This window comes from Acinetobacter sp. SW-226 (genome assembly GCF_055632855.1).
Window position 1 is genome coordinate 438,383 of sequence record NZ_CM145752.1, and the last position, 15,165, is coordinate 453,547.

13 protein-coding genes, 4 tRNA genes and 1 pseudogene are annotated in these 15,165 nt (G+C 41.1%); 9 read left to right on the forward strand and 9 right to left on the reverse strand.

Going from position 1 to position 15,165, the window contains the following annotated elements; genetic code table 11:
* Window positions 1–39: 39 nt before the first annotated feature.
* Entirely contained in the window at window positions 40–921 is an 882-nt protein-coding gene (locus ACZ8ZH_RS02110) for a VanW family protein (protein ID WP_119064804.1), read from the reverse strand.
* A 56-nt stretch (window positions 922–977) separates the two neighbouring features.
* Entirely contained in the window at window positions 978–3,416 is a 2,439-nt protein-coding gene (gene rnr / locus ACZ8ZH_RS02115; RefSeq protein ID WP_213069997.1) for a ribonuclease R, read from the reverse strand.
* Window positions 3,417–3,680: 264 nt separating this feature from the next.
* Here rnr and ACZ8ZH_RS02120 point away from each other — a divergent pair.
* The 6 genes from ACZ8ZH_RS02120 (at window position 3,681) to ACZ8ZH_RS02145 (ending at window position 5,810) form a co-directional block, all read left to right on the forward strand.
* Window positions 3,681–3,770 (forward strand) — tRNA-Ser (locus ACZ8ZH_RS02120).
* Window positions 3,771–3,784: 14 nt separating this feature from the next.
* Window positions 3,785–3,861: transfer RNA gene (locus ACZ8ZH_RS02125), tRNA-Arg, on the forward strand.
* A gap of 48 nt (window positions 3,862–3,909) precedes the next feature.
* A tRNA-Arg gene (locus ACZ8ZH_RS02130) sits at window positions 3,910–3,986 on the forward strand.
* A gap of 274 nt (window positions 3,987–4,260) precedes the next feature.
* Window positions 4,261–4,337 (forward strand) — tRNA-Arg (locus ACZ8ZH_RS02135).
* Between the two features lie 280 nt (window positions 4,338–4,617).
* Entirely contained in the window at window positions 4,618–5,115 is a 498-nt protein-coding gene (locus tag ACZ8ZH_RS02140; RefSeq protein WP_086208932.1) for a YcxB family protein, read from the forward strand.
* A gap of 50 nt (window positions 5,116–5,165) precedes the next feature.
* A complete protein-coding gene (locus tag ACZ8ZH_RS02145) occupies window positions 5,166–5,810 on the forward strand; it encodes a fumarylacetoacetate hydrolase family protein (RefSeq protein ID WP_119064808.1) in 645 nt (214 codons plus the stop codon).
* A gap of 50 nt (window positions 5,811–5,860) precedes the next feature.
* Here ACZ8ZH_RS02145 and ACZ8ZH_RS02150 read toward each other — a convergent pair whose 3' ends face one another.
* Window positions 5,861–6,673: an AraC family transcriptional regulator gene (locus ACZ8ZH_RS02150; protein WP_119064810.1), complete on the reverse strand. Its 813-nt coding sequence runs from the start codon at window positions 6,671–6,673 to the stop codon at window positions 5,861–5,863.
* A 104-nt stretch (window positions 6,674–6,777) separates the two neighbouring features.
* On the opposite strand from ACZ8ZH_RS02150, the pseudogene ACZ8ZH_RS02155 reads away from it, so the two are divergent.
* A pseudogene (locus ACZ8ZH_RS02155) lies at window positions 6,778–7,714 on the forward strand (DMT family transporter).
* A gap of 94 nt (window positions 7,715–7,808) precedes the next feature.
* Here ACZ8ZH_RS02155 and ACZ8ZH_RS02160 read toward each other — a convergent pair.
* Entirely contained in the window at window positions 7,809–9,059 is a 1,251-nt protein-coding gene (locus tag ACZ8ZH_RS02160; protein WP_086208929.1) for a YihY family inner membrane protein, read from the reverse strand.
* A gap of 114 nt (window positions 9,060–9,173) precedes the next feature.
* Here ACZ8ZH_RS02160 and wrbA point away from each other — a divergent pair, with 114 nt between their 5' ends.
* A complete protein-coding gene (wrbA, locus tag ACZ8ZH_RS02165; RefSeq protein WP_119064812.1) occupies window positions 9,174–9,767 on the forward strand; it encodes an NAD(P)H:quinone oxidoreductase in 594 nt (197 codons plus the stop codon).
* Between the two features lie 42 nt (window positions 9,768–9,809).
* Here wrbA and ACZ8ZH_RS02170 read toward each other — a convergent pair whose 3' ends face one another.
* From ACZ8ZH_RS02170 to ACZ8ZH_RS02190, 5 genes are all read right to left on the reverse strand, one after another.
* Window positions 9,810–10,184, reverse strand: a complete 375-nt coding sequence (locus ACZ8ZH_RS02170; protein ID WP_086208927.1) for a hypothetical protein — start codon at window positions 10,182–10,184, stop codon at window positions 9,810–9,812.
* 239 nt (window positions 10,185–10,423) lie between these two features.
* A complete protein-coding gene (locus tag ACZ8ZH_RS02175; protein ID WP_086208926.1) occupies window positions 10,424–11,476 on the reverse strand; it encodes a sensor domain-containing diguanylate cyclase in 1,053 nt (350 codons plus the stop codon).
* Window positions 11,477–11,755: 279 nt separating this feature from the next.
* A complete protein-coding gene (locus ACZ8ZH_RS02180; RefSeq protein WP_086208925.1) occupies window positions 11,756–12,331 on the reverse strand; it encodes a xanthine phosphoribosyltransferase in 576 nt (191 codons plus the stop codon).
* Window positions 12,332–12,421: 90 nt separating this feature from the next.
* Complete coding sequence (locus tag ACZ8ZH_RS02185) at window positions 12,422–13,132, reverse strand: DUF3108 domain-containing protein (RefSeq protein ID WP_086208924.1); 711 nt, start codon at window positions 13,130–13,132, stop codon at window positions 12,422–12,424.
* Window positions 13,133–13,287: 155 nt separating this feature from the next.
* A complete protein-coding gene (locus tag ACZ8ZH_RS02190) occupies window positions 13,288–13,965 on the reverse strand; it encodes a hypothetical protein (RefSeq protein ID WP_110974084.1) in 678 nt (225 codons plus the stop codon).
* A 260-nt stretch (window positions 13,966–14,225) separates the two neighbouring features.
* Here ACZ8ZH_RS02190 and ACZ8ZH_RS02195 point away from each other — a divergent pair, with 260 nt between their 5' ends.
* Window positions 14,226–15,083, forward strand: coding sequence for an energy transducer TonB (locus ACZ8ZH_RS02195; protein ID WP_110974098.1), 858 nt, complete (start codon window positions 14,226–14,228; stop codon window positions 15,081–15,083).
* The last annotated feature ends 82 nt before the right edge of the window (window positions 15,084–15,165 follow it).

The window sequence follows — 15,165 nt, forward strand, 5'->3', positions numbered from 1 at the left end:
ATCACTAGATGTAAGGGTGATGCCGTGGGAAATCAAGTTTTAATTGGTTTTGATGTTTTGCGCCGTTTGAAATTCAGTCCATGATGCATAGTGCAGGTCAATGTGTGAGGGTTGATAAAGCACTTTGGCAAAGTTACGGGTCATACACTCGGTTGCTAAGATTTCACCACTTTTATATTTTTCTTTACGGTGTCGCCATATTTCGTTTTGACGATAGTAATCCGTCCCGATTTTAAGAAAAGCATGCTGTTGTTCAAACACATGGTAGACATAGTCTAAATCGGCGGAACAGCGCAGTTCACCTTCTAGGCATTTCTCACTAAACCAAAGCCGAATTTGAAAGCTATGCGGAGTGGGGTTGTAAAATTGATAATCAATATAGTTATAAAAAATTGCAGCGCCGCTCCCAAAAGGGAGCACTCGACCATGATCTGGAAAAGGGTCAAAGGAATGCTGTGAACGTTGTACCACTTGTAACGGGCTATGCAAGACAAGCCAGTGGATGAGGTTGGCAATTTGGCAAATACCACCACCAATACCACCACGAGCCTGCCCAAAGCTGAGTTCCATTCCCTCGACATAGCCTTTTTGAGTTGTTGGTTGTCCCACCAACTGACAAAAAGAAAACGTTTGTTGTGGATGGACTAAAATCCCAGAAATACATGGACTGGCAATTTTGAGATTGATGACTTTATTGTGTTGCCAGTGTTGATCGCTATCGCCTAATTTACGAATTAGAACGGACTGATGCTTTTTGACGCGAAAAGCCAAAGGGACGTTAGAAAATGAATGTGCATAGTCTTTCCCATCTGTTTTCCACTGCCAATAGCGCATCATACGTCGGCTACGTGTAGCCATGAAATAAAGCAAGGGATGATATTGGCTGATGGGTTTGTTTAAAAATAAACGCAAAAAATTCATGTTGGTCCTATGAAAAAAGGTGCTAGAACATGAAGCCCTAGCACCTTTTACATCATTTACTCAGTTTTCGCTTTTGCGTTGGATTTTTTCTTTTTAGGTTTCGACTTTTTCTTCACTTTATCTTTAACCTTTGTTTCAGACTTTGATGAAGATTTTTTACCAGGCTTCTTGCTGTAGGAGCTAGGTTGGGATTTATCTTTTTTGCGTCGTATGGGCTGGTCTCCGCTGTTACTGGGAGAGGCGTTTGTCGACTCGCTAAAGACTTCTTCTTTACTTTCGCTTCGTGCTGTTTTGGCTTTGCCAACACGGGGCGCTCGACTTCGTATGGGCCGACCACCATGTGAGAGTTGTTGCAATAATTCAAAATCAATTTTTCGATCTTCTAAATTCACTGCTGCAACTTTGATTTTTACTTCATCGCCCAAGCTAAAGCTTTGACCGCGTGCCTGCCCAATCAAGCTCTGACTTGGTTGGTCATAGACAAAATAGTCATCGCCCAGTTGGCTGACATGGATCATGCCATCAACATATAAGTCTTTGAGCGTTACAAACAGACCAAATTCTGCTACGGCAGAAATGATGCCGACAAACTCTTCACCCAAATGCTGCTGCATATAATGACATTTCAACCATGTGGTGACAGAACGAGACGCTTCATCTGCACGACGTTCAGTTGCGGAGAAATGTTGACCCGCATCATCCAAAGCAGCCCCTGAAAGAGGTGCAGGTTTATGTTTTAACTTGGCTTTAATGGCACGGTGTAACAACAAGTCTGGGTAACGACGAATTGGAGAGGTGAAGTGCGTATACGCTTCATAAGCCAAACCAAAGTGACCTGCGTTATTCGCGCCGTAGTAGGCTTGCATCATCGAACGTAACAGTACTGCATGGATACTAGGAGCATCAATCCGGTCTTTAGTTGCATCAATTACGGCCTGATAGTCTTTCTGAGTCGGCTGTTCTGGAAACGGTAGACCTAGTAGTTTGACAAAGTCACGTACCTTTTGAATGCGTGAGAACTCAGGTGGCTCATGAATACGGTATAGCATTGGCACGTCATGTTCGAGTGCATATTCAGCCGCGGCCACATTTGCCAATAACATACATTCTTCAATCAGCTTGTGCGCATCATTACGCGTACGCGGTAAAATTTCCTTAATCCCACCTAGCTCATCAAAGGTCATGTAGGTTTCAACGGTTTCAAATTCCATAGCATGACGTTCTGCACGTAAACCTTTGAGGACTTGATAAAGTTGGAACAGGGTGTTTAAGGATTTGCGCACATCACGGTCTTCTGGGATGGCACTGCTGTCACCTTCAAAGTATTGAGCAACGTTGGTATAGGTTAAACGTGCCTTTGAATGCATGACTGATGGATAGAACTCAAACTTGGTGACGCGACCTGCACGGGACAGGTTTAAATCACAGACCATACACAGACGGTCCACATGTGGATTGAGTGAACATAAGCCATTCGACAGGGCTTCAGGTAACATAGGTAAAACAAAGTGCGGGAAATACACCGATGTACCGCGTTCCTGGGCTTCATCATCCAACGGTTTGCCCGAACGGACATAATGGCTGACGTCCGCAATGGCTACCACGACACGATAACCTCCACCTGGACGTTTTTCTGCATAAACAGCATCGTCAAAGTCGCGAGCATCTTCACCATCAATAGTGACTAAGGCTAAATCACGTAGGTCAATACGACCTTCACGGTCTTGCTCTGATGGCTCTTTAAAACTTTCTGCTTCTTTAAGTACCTCTTCAGGAAACTCATACGGCAGACCAAACTCTAAAATGGTTTGTGGGATGATGATTTCGGTGTCGGCCTTATCAGCCATAGATTGTACAATATGACCAGTGGCGAGCTCTTCTTTGGTTGGGTAGTCATCAATTGCCACACGAACCGAATCGCCCACTTTGACTTGTGCGTGTTCGATTAACTCTTTTTCTAAGGTAATTGGTTGGTGCGCATTGGGATTTGCTGGCTGAATAAAGTATTCACCGTCATGTATCGACACTTTACCAATGATTTGCTTCACACGGTGTTGCACTACCTTGGTAATAAAGCCCCAAGCTTTACCTTTACGATCTACTGAGGTTTGGCGCACTTTAACACGATCACCATTAAAGACTTGACGAAGTTCACGCTCAGGGAGAAGAAGGTCTTCATGCCCTGTGATATTCGCCGTACCAAAGCCTTTACTATTAATGTAGACCGTTGCTTCATGTTCAGGTTGTTCTTCCGCAAGAAGGAACTTGAAACCATCTTTCATGAGTTGGCCATCACGAACCATTGCAATCAGGCGGTGGCTGAGCGCATCAATACTTTTTTGATCTGCAATTTCAAAAATCTCAACCAGATCCGCATGTGAAAGCGCCGTCTTTTTTTCTTCGATGGTTTCTAAAATGAGCGTGCGACTCGGAATAGGATTGTCATAACGTTCAGCTTCAGCTTTTGCTTCAGGATCGACCCAATTTTTCATAATGTCTTTGGCTGTATCTCAGTAGATAGGATTAGCATAAGTCATGCGAAGACAGACTGCACGCAAATGATTGCAATATTGTGTTTTATGTCGGCAATTTAGGATATTTGCTGTTTTATTCAGCACAGCGATGCGTTGAAAAGAAGAAATTGTGATGAATCAGCACTAAATTGTTTAAAAAGTATTTAATTGAACGAAAATATGCAAAAAAGGCAGCGTCTGTGCTTGCAGTGCTAGCATGAAGTTTGTATTATGGCGGCACGTTACGGTGAGATGGGTGAGTGGCTGAAACCACATCCCTGCTAAGGATGCGTACGGGTAACTGTACCGAGGGTTCGAATCCCTCTCTCACCGCCAACTTTACTTATGTCGCGCTCATAGCTCAGCTGGATAGAGCACTTGGCTACGAACTAAGGGGTCGGGAGTTCGAATCTCTCTGAGCGCACCAATAAGTAAACTGTATGTAACGTAACGCCTGAATTGGCACACAAGTAATGCGCTCATAGCTCAGCTGGATAGAGCACTTGGCTACGAACTAAGGGGTCGGGAGTTCGAATCTCTCTGAGCGCACCAACTTGAACAATCAACCGCACATGTTGCGGTTTTTTTGTGTCTGTAAAAAGTGAAATGCTTTGCTTGAGAAAGTGATTCATCAAGAAAGATTTGATATCAATAAAGCTTTAGTCTTGCATGATTGCCTATCTATTCTGCTATGGAACCTCAATTTGTTGATTTATACAGCATCTCGCACCTTTTGTGCTTAATAAGTGGGCGGTTGATCGACTTTTATGGAAATAAGACTTAACAAAAAATAGGATTCACGTATAATGCACCCCATCAAGACGTCGCGCTCATAGCTCAGCTGGATAGAGCACTTGGCTACGAACTAAGGGGTCGGGAGTTCGAATCTCTCTGAGCGCACCAACTTGATCAATATTGAAAAAACCGCTTAATTGCGGTTTTTTTGTGCCTATTGTTTTTGTTCACTTTGATATGCAAAACATAGGTTTCATTTCGCAGCATTTTCTCTATTGTACGTGTGCGTATTGGCGCTTTTTATATTCATTCAGATTCTTTTTTAGAGTTAACCGCGTACTGCATGTGTACAACCAGCTCATTCAGCTGCGTGTATGAAAGTCCTAAGAAAATACCAAATAGTGTTGTAGTATTGAGATCAATATTTTTAGTAATTTGATCTAGCCTTATGTCAGAGAACAAACCTGCATTATCGACACGTTATTTTCTCACTTTAGAAGAGTCGCAAGATGGTTTTGCTTTAGCGACCTTTGGTAAAAAGCAAATTACGCGCTTTATTACACCTCTGATTAGTATCGGGATTATTGTGTGGGGCTTTATGCTCGGCTTTACAGGTGTCGGGCGTTATTATGTGGCATTGGGTGTATTCTTCTTGGTTTTACAAATTCTCATGCGTTATTGGTTTCTTCCAATGATGTTTAAGCGTCAGTTTGTGAAATATCAGTTTGGTAAAAGTGAGCAGGGCATAGATTTATATCAAGATTATGCGGAAATTTATGCCAATGGCCGCAAGCAGGTGGTCCATTATAATGAAGTACAGAAATTTGCCATCGGCAAGTTAACTTATATGTTAGAGCTGAAAAACCGTACTGTGGTGATTGTGCCTAAGCGCGCACTCATAGAGAGTGCAGATCAAACGAAGTTTGAGAATACCTTTAAAAAATAAGAGTATTGACCGTAACACGATAAAATTATTCGCCAAGCAAGAGGAAGATCATGAGTACACGTCCATCTAAAATTGTCTGTGTCGGTCGTAGTTATGCAGACCATGCCAAAGAATTAGGCAATGCGATTCCTGATCGTCCCGTTTTATTTATCAAACCACCAAGTAGTCTGCTCAGTTTAGATGCGGGTATTTCTTGGAATCCTGCGTGGGGCAGTTGTCACTATGAATGTGAACTGGTTTTACGTATAGATCAACGTTTAACTCAAGAAGCTGACCCTCTCAAGGCTATTCAAGTGGTAGGTGCAGTGACCTTAGGCTTAGACTTAACCTTACGTGATTTACAAGATGATTTGAAAGGCAAAGGTCAGCCGTGGGAGCGTGCTAAAGCCTTTGATGGTTCGTGTGTACTGGCAGATTGGGTTGCTGTTTCCGATGTGGTACAAGATTGGAATGATGTGCACTATACCTTTCATGTCAATAATGAGCTGCGTCAAGCAGGTAATACGGCACATCTAATTTTTGATATTGGTACCTTGTTGGCTGATATTAGCCAAGTCTTCACTTTGGAAGCAGGCGATGTGGTTATGACGGGCACACCAGCAGGGGTTGCAGCATTGCAGCCGGGTGAACAGTTACAAATGACCTTGAACGGTAAATCTCAAGATTATACATGGACAACTTTTGTCAAAGCCTAATTGGTTTTAACTGCAATATCTTAAAAAAAGATCACCATGGTGGTCTTTTTTTAGCGTTGTTGGTGACTATGATACAGTTTTCGAAATTGATCGGGTGTATACACCATCCAGCGCTTAAACATGTTGATAAAGGCCGATGCATTGGCATAGCCCAAATCTAATGCAATACTTTCCACTTTTTTCCCTTCGGTTAGCATGCTCATGGCTTTCATGACTTTTAAGCGCTGCCGCCATTCATTCAAAGACATGCCGAGTTCTTTTTGGCTATAACGCGCAAGTGTGCGTTCAGTCATATTGTGTTGTACTGCCAGTTGTTGCAAAGCGCTGTTGTCGGCAGGGTGTAAATGTAAAAAATCTAAAATACTCTTGAGTACAGGATGTTCGGAGTGTGGTAAATAACTACTCACCAATTCTGCATGGTGTAGTTGGTCAAGTAAGACATAAAGTAAGCGCAAATGCTCAGCTGAATCATCTGCCAAGTGGTGCTGTTTTAAATGTTTAAAGAGCGCGGTGACTAAAGGTGAGCTCAGCATAATACCGGCTTGCTGTGGTAAGTGGCTACATAAGCTTTCATGGATATAGAGCGTACCGTGAGAAACATCGGTACGGTTTAAACCGCTATGTGCGACATGGGGTGGTAGCCAAATTCCGTAGGGCGGTGGAGTGAGATAGTCAACTTGATTAATATGGACTTCCATGACTCCATTAAATGCATAGACAAATTCACCCCATGCATGTCCATGTACGGGATAAACCGACTGAGCGGGATCATCGCGAAAATGAATCCACAATAATTTATCAATATGATCATTGGTCGGTAGTTGTTTGAGTGGTGCACTGTTTTTTTGTTGTTTGTAGGGCATGGCTGAAATTGCCTGAATAAGAAGATCTCTTGTCTGTTTTAGATTATATATTTTATTTCAGACAAATTTATAGTATGGGTTCATCTTTTTTAGTGGAGCAGATCGTGAGCAGTCGTCAGGCGCTAGACGGAAAAGCCTCAGGTATTATGCTGGGGCTTTGCGTGTTATGGGGCTTACAACAAGTGGTGTTAAAACTTGCAGCCCCTGATATTTCTACAGTGATGCAAATTGCGCTTCGATCAGGTCTATCTGCATTGATGGTTTATCCCATGATTAAGCTAGCAAAGGGGGCTTCATTATGGGGGAGTGATTATTTGCCTGCAGGTATTTTGGTGGGGGTATTATTTGCAGCCGAATTTTTTTTAGTGGCACAGGCTTTACGTTTTACCCTCTGCTTCGCATACCGTGGTTTTATTGTATACCGCCCCTATTTTTGTGGCATTGGGTTTACACTGGAAACTGCCGTCTGAGCGTTTGTCGGTCATACAGTGGTTAGGAATTGGATTGGCATTTTTTGGAATTGTAATCGCCTTTTTATTTCATCCTTCTGATTCTCAAGCTTTAGTGACATCGGCTTTATGGGGGGATGTATTGGCACTTTTAGCAGGGATTTTATGGGCAGCCACCACGATCGCTGTTCGGCTGACCAAATTGGCTGAAGCACCTGCGACACAGACCTTGTTTTATCAGTTGTTTATCGCATTTTTATTGCTCTTGCCACTTTCTTTCTTTATGGGGCAGGCCACCATTCACTGGTCCGCACTGTCGATCAGTAGTTTACTGTTTCATACCGTGGTGGTGTCATTTGGTAGTTATCTGATTTGGTTTTGGCTATTAAGAAAGTATTTGGCTTCACAGTTGGGCGTATTTTCTTTTCTAACCCCGATTTTTGGGATGTGCTTTGGGGTGATGTTCTTAAAAGAACAGTTGGAGCTGAATTTCTTATTGGGTACGGGTTTTGTCTTGATGGGGGTAATGGTGGTGAGTCTACATCACAAGATTAAACAATACTTACAGGCCTTTAAAGCGGCTTTGCAGTAAAAAAATCATGTATGTTTTGGACTAAGGTTAGGCTTTACCTGTGATGTATAAAAACCGTGTCTTATCTATATAGAAGAGATAAGACACGGTTTTATTAGGATTTATCATCAAAAATTTTGGAAAGTGGAATGGCGAGTTTGGCCGCCAAGTAATCATCTGACTCCACCAAGGCAGGACCAATTTTTTGCATCCAGACATCGTCAGGATGTACATTGCCTAAGTCCTGACGCTGTGGCAGTGGATAGGGAAGCCTGCTATAAAAACTCCAAAAATCAACGTGAGACAGATTGCGTACAAGAACATATTGATTGTCATCAGTACGTTTAACTAAATTCTGTGTTTCAAGCATGAGGACGTAACTTGGCCAGCGACCCAATTCATCTCGCCCCAAGATATCAAGCGCTTCATCGTCTGAAACACTTAAGCCTTGTTGCTGCTTTTTATAAAATAGTTCCAGTAAATCCATCAACATAATAACAGGATGGCGCTTTTGTTCTTTATGAGAGGTAAATGCAGTAAGTGCATAACTAATTTCAACCCCAATCAGGACGATATTCCATGATAGAAAAATCCACAGCAGGAAAATGGGAATTGCGGCAAACGCACCATAAATAATTTCATAACTGGTAAAGTTCGACATAATAAAACCGAACAAATGTTTCAGTAATTCAAAGACAATAGCACTAAATAAACCAGCAATGAGAGCCGATTTAATCGGCACACTTCGGTTTGGAATGGTCCAATTTAAAATAAAAAAACCAAGTACCGTTAAGGCGAATGAAATTAACCAAAATATAAAAGCACCATCTAACTCATAGCCTGCAAAATTATTGCTTAAGACATTTAAAGAGGCGACAGTAGAAGAAATAACAAAGGCACTACCGAGGAGAATTGGTCCTAAAGAAATAATGGTCCAGTAGCGCATAAAGCCAATAATGCCACCACGGGTTTCGCGCACTCGCCAAATTCGGTTAAAGACAGTTTCAATACTGGTCAGCATCATGACCGTTGTAACGAAGAGAAATAAGATTCCGATAATGGTCAAATTACTCGATTTATCGGTAAAAGCATTGAGAGCCTTATCAAAAGCAATGGTGGTTTTAGGTAAGAAATTACTATAAATCAATTGCTGTAATTGCTGACGTGCAGGTTCCAGTGCTTTGATGGACGAGATGATGACCAAGAAAACTGTCAGCATTGGTACGACCGCAAACAAGGTAGTGTAGGTCAGTGAACCTGCTTGTTCACGACAACGGTCGGCCTCAAAGCGCCGTACTACAAATAAGACGAACTGAAACCAAGTTTTCTTATAGAAAGGAAGTTTTTTTAAGTACTGTTCTAACATAGGCAAAGTATCTCTTTGTTTTCTTCATCTTTTCTACATTTTTCACTCTAAGCTTAACCAAAAAATAGAAAAAATACCGTATAGTTTTATTTTTTCTGTCACCGAACTCTATTCATGCAAACCTATGTTTTAGTTTTATATTACAGCAAATATGGCAGTACCCGTGAAATGGCGCATTTGATTGCAAATGGAATTGAGGCGAGTGGTATAGCTGTAAAAATTCGAACTGTTCCAAATATTTCAACTGTGGTGAAAGAAGCAGAAGCCAGTATTCCTGCCGATGGTGATATTTATTGTAGCGTAGAGGATTTGGAAAACTGTGCAGGTTTGGCACTAGGCTCACCCACGCGTTTTGGCAATATGGCGTCTGAAATGAAATATTTTCTCGATCAAACCACCAGTCTTTGGCTCAATGGTGCTTTGCATGGCAAGCCTGCTTGTGTATTTACCTCATCAGGTTCGATGCATGGTGGGCAAGAAAGCACCTTGTTGACCATGCTTCCCCCATTATTTCATCACGGCATGATGATTCTTGGTTTAAACAATGCTATTCCAGCACTGTCGAATACAAAAACAGGCGGGACGCCTTATGGGGCGAGTCATGTCAGTGGTCCTCGGCATGACCAGAGTTTAAGCCAAGATGAAAAAGTGTTGTGCGAAGCACAAGGAAAACGTCTTGGCGAAGTTGTAAAGAAATTGCAAGCCTAGTTATTGCGACATGAAAAAGTCCATGAATGATGGGCTTTTTTATTATTCAATTGGTGTTAGGTGTTGTTCTTTAAATTTGGCACCACAGTTTAGGCATTTATAGTCGAGAAACACATTTTTATCGACAATCACACCTGCTTTTTTACCAAAGCGATGTCCTAAAAAACCACCTGTGACCCCAATACTGACTGCACCGACGAAGGTGCCAATGGTACCGCCCATAATGACTCCTAAAGGCCCAGCCGCTGCACCGATCGCTGCGCCTATAGAGGCTCCAGATGCTGCTCCCCCAACAGTACCTGCGGTTGCACCTGCAGAACTGAGCAATACACCTCCAATTTTTGTCAGTTGTTGCTCATGATTTCTTTTTTCGATATCACTTGAGCCACACTTTGGGCAGAGAATTGTTTTTTCCATAGCTTATTTGACCTATAAGGGCTAGCTGTACTTAAAATATATAGCCTGATTATGGTGTTCATGACGCATGACAACCGTGTTACCTCAGATCTAAGATTTCTAAACATCTGAATCTAGAGTAAATACTAGCTGAATTTGAGTTGAGAATATTTATTAGACTTGTAATTTTCTGGGAATATCTACGCTGTTTCTGTAGAGTCTTACTCCATTGTTCTCGGCATTCAAGTTCATGGCTTAACTTAGTTGGCAAAGTGAATCCGATTTCGTCCCGCTTCTTTTGCACAGTAGAGGGCTTTATCTGCTCGTTTAAATACATCTTCGGCATCGGTATCTTGTTTGCCGACCTCTGCAACGCCTATGCTAACTGTAAAACATAGTATTTCCTGTTCATAACTGACTTCCATCGCTTCGATGGTTGAACAAATCCGTCGAAAGATTCGCATAGCCTCATCACCTAAGCAGGCAGGTAGAATAATGGCAAACTCTTCGCCACCAATACGGGCTAAAAAGTCTTCATCACGCAGTATGCTTCGTATTTTTTTCACCATTTTTTTGAGCACATAGTCACCTGCAGTATGCCCATAGCAATCATTTAGCTGTTTAAAGTGATCAATATCTAAAATGCCAATGCTAAACGGTACGCGGGATTTGCTAAAATGCAGCATGGTTTGATGGCTTTCTTGTACAAATACTCTTCGGTTAAAAGTGCCTGTCAGTTCATCGGTAGAGGCTAAAATAGCCATCTCTTGAACTTGTAAATGTAGTTTGATGTTTAACGCTAACCATTTTGCAAGGGTTTGTAACAGGATGGCTTGCTGTAGGGTGTAATGATGTTTACGCACATCGGCCACATTGAGTGTACCAATACAAATATCATTATGAATCATTGGGGCATCCATACAGCTACCCATACCGTGTTCAGAAAGCATTTGACAGTCGAGTTCATCCGACAGGCTTAAGTCATCGCAAATGATCAGTTGTGACTCAGCAAAAACTCGGCCTACAAAAGTTTGTCCAATTGGAATTTTAAAATCCATCGGAATTGCATGATTGCCCGAAATTGAGTATAGCTTGAGATAATCTTCAGTATCTTGCAGGGTGATGCTGGCCCGATCTGCATCGAAAACGTATGAAATCCAGTAGGCAATTGTATCTAATACTACCTGTAAAGAGCTGGCTTTACTTAGGTCGTGAATAAAGTCGACGGGAAGTTGAATGGAGTGAGCTCCATCAAATCCTGATAATTGATTTGGATCAAACGATCGTTCACTCGTTTCTTTCTTCTTTATCATTTGTGTGGCTTTCTCAATAAAAAAGTATTTCGTTTAATCGCTGTTTATTTTTAGTCTTAGAAAGTGGTTATGACCATTTAAATTTGATCATGCTATATAAATCATGTTTCTCCAACTTAAAAATGTAATTAAATTGATAAAAGACGATATATTTTTTACTTTAAATTAAAAGTAATCTACCGCGCAAATATGGCGCTTGTGTGTGGATGACCTGCGGGTCATGAATGTCATAAAAAAAGAGCATTTTAAAATGCTCTTTTTTTATGGAGGGTGCTGTGATTAGTCTCGTACAAATTCTACAGTGCCTTTTGCTAGTGACTTAACTCGAGCTAGAGATTCGATGCGATATCCCTTTTCAAGCAAAATATCGCGACCAGGCTGAAATGATTTTTCAATCACAATACCTACACCCACGACTTCTGCTTTGGCTTGATGAATTAGATCTATTAGACCAAGAGCAGCCTGACCATTGGCCAGAAAGTCATCAATCACAAGTACTTTGTCTAATGAGCTGATGTGTTTATTTGAAATGGCAATGGTGCTTTCTGTTTGCTTGGTAAATGAAAATACCTTTGAACGATAAAGCTCATCTTTTAAGGTTAAAGATTGGTATTTCCGCGCAAAAATAACAGATACGCCTAGTTCTAAACCTGTCATGATTGCAGGTGCAATCCCTGATGCTTCAATCGTGATGATTTTTGTGATGCCAGCATCTTTGAAACGGCGAGCAAATTCTTTGCCGATCAATTGCATCATCACTGGATCAATTTGGTGGTTTAAGAAAGCATCAACTTTCAGAACTTCATCAGATAGAACGATACCTTCGCTTAAGATTTTCTGTTCTAGTGCGTACACGGGAGAATCCTCTAAGGGCAGGTGCTTTTTCAAGCAAATGCGTATTTTAGGAAGCACCTGAAAAAATGCAAGTAAAATTCGTCAAAATGACTAATTGCTTGCACCTTTATAGCTCGTTAAGAGCAATCCATAAGATGTTTTCTTATCAACATGGCTGACTTTAACAGGAAGATAGTCTAATTTCGGAGCTAGCCAGAAAATGGTTTCACGGCCGGGCTTATCATGTTTCATGACTACTTTAATGGTCTCGAAAGTTCCATAATCTGTTTTGATAGATTCAGTACCTTGCTTCACAAATTTACGTGCTTCAACCTCTTTAGCATCGGCCAAATAGTAAGTTGATTTTAAACCACCATTTTTAATGTCTTCACGAATTTGCAATTCTGCATTGAGCTCATCTAAGACACCCGCTTTCCATGCAAATGAACGCGTTTCGTTGTCTTTCTTGGTATTGATGGTTTTTGCTGCTGGATTGAAGTTAATACTCATGGTGTTGTTATGCACCAAAATTTTACTGCTACGGCTAAAGCTATTGGACTGAATTTGTTTGCCATTTAAACTAAAGCGGCTACTTTCGGTTGCTGAGGCAATACCGCCTGCTTTGGCTGCAAAAACATAGTTCCAGTTATTACCTGACTTTGATAAAGTCCGAGTTGCAGAGCCTAAATTTTTGCCATTATAGTTAAATTGATAACTGGCCTGAAATGGACTCATGGCAAAGGTTTGGCTTGAGAACCCGACAAATAGCAAAGCGCTCATACTTGTCGCGATTGTGGCTGTTTTCAATTTTGATTTAGCCATAAGAAAAAGTTTCCTATTTAGTTGTAGGCACAAAATTTTTGCATATAACTATTATGCACATTGATTATGAAGAAAAAATTCGAAACATAAGGGGAACTGTAGTTTTATGTTTCATTTACATATTTGAAATTACGGTTTTGTCACCAAATGATCAGCTATTTTTGTCGAATGGGAGAGACTGTACTTTCATCCAAATTGGGTTCAATCAAATCATCAATCGAGGTTTGAGAGAATTTATTAAATAGTGCAGTTAAATTGACGTTACCAATCACGACCAATTCGGCTTCACGTAGCACAGCATGATTAACATGGACTTTGCCTAGCGTGTCGATGATTGAACGGTTTTTGCCTAACCAACGGTTCAAATTTAAATGTAGTAACTCATCTTTAACCTTAATCACATTCAGCTTTTCTAAAATCATACCTAAAGGATCTTGGTTTAGGATTTTTTGATAAAAAAACAGGGCACAGCGCACGCCCATTTTATGAAATACCGTTGGGTATTCAGCATCTAGCACACTGGTATCACTGATTTGTTCGAACACAATCAATTGCGTTTTTTTATTCAATTCCATTTGTACCAATTTCAAGTCAACAGAGAGCGTCAGTTTGAGACCGTTATAATCGAGTGTGGCATATAAGCGTAACCAGTCATCATGTAAGTCTGCATGTAAGTCTTTTAACATTCTCACATTGTCGGTCACAAATCGTTGAAATGTGGCGTTTAAAAAGACTTGAGACATTGGAAACTCGCGCTCATCCTCAATAAATCCTTCCGCCTTTTGATAAACTTGGCGTAAACGATTAGAAATATTGGAAATAAGCGTTTGCATAAGAGGCGTCCTAGCTAATCAGTGTTTTTGAGCGATCAGATCTCTGGTTGAAATGTTTGAAAAATACTGCTCATGAAGCTTGCAGTTTAGCAAAATTAATTGCACCATTTTCATGATTTTATGAAACAGTGAATCTACAGGGTACAGTGCCTCATTCTAAGCAATAAAATGAAAACTGTGTCTATTTTATACTGCGTACATACGCTTAGGGGAACAAGACAAATTGTCGGTTTGAAGTGATGTTCAAAAAAATAAATGTAATGCCTTTGGCGCATAATTGGTGGAAAGACCCAATTTTTACAGCAACCGTTGTGCTTGCAGCTTTTTTGCATCTGGTGATTTTGACTGTACAGTTTGCCATGCCTCAAGAAAATGATGCCGCAGTGAAAGAAATTGCAGTGACTTTACGCCCTTCAGATCAAAAAATTGAAGATGCGGATTTCTTGGCGCAAGCGGATCAACAGGGTTCTGGCACCTTTCGCGAGTCCCACCGGATGTCGAGTGATATGCCCGTGCCGATGCTTGAGCAAAGTGCTGGGGAACAACAGCGAGAAGCTTTAGAACAGGTCCAGCAAAAGCGTGAATTAAATTTTGAAGAAAAGTTGTTAATGACGACACTTAGCTGGCAAAAACAAGCGGAAGATAATCAGCGCAAAAAAGCCATGGAAGAAATGAACAGCCAGTTTCAGGCCAAAGCAGCCATGGTGGCAAGCCTTGAAGCGCAATATTTGCAACGTCAACAAAACTTTAGCCGTCAGCAAAAAATCAAAACAGTTGATGGTATTCAAGCCAAGCAAGATATTTCGGCAGCCTATCTTGAAAAGTTTCGTCAGAAAGTAGAATTTTATGGCAACCGTTACTACCCAGAAGCAGCTAAACAACAACGACTGGCGGGTGAAGTACGTTTAATGGTGATTTTAAATGCTTCAGGTGGTATCCGCGCCATTCGCCTGATTGATAGCTCAGGGCATGAGATGTTGGATGAAGCAGCAAAGGCATCAGTACGTAAAGCAGCCCCGTTCGGCGCTTTCGATACCAAAATGAAGGATATTTCTGAGTTACGCATTGTACGCACATGGCGTTTTGACCCAGCAGAGGCAGAGTTTGAAGTTCATTGATATTCTTGCTTCTTTATGGGAAATTATAATGATTAAATTAATTTATAAAAAAACATGTAAAACAATATCTTAAATTTTTATT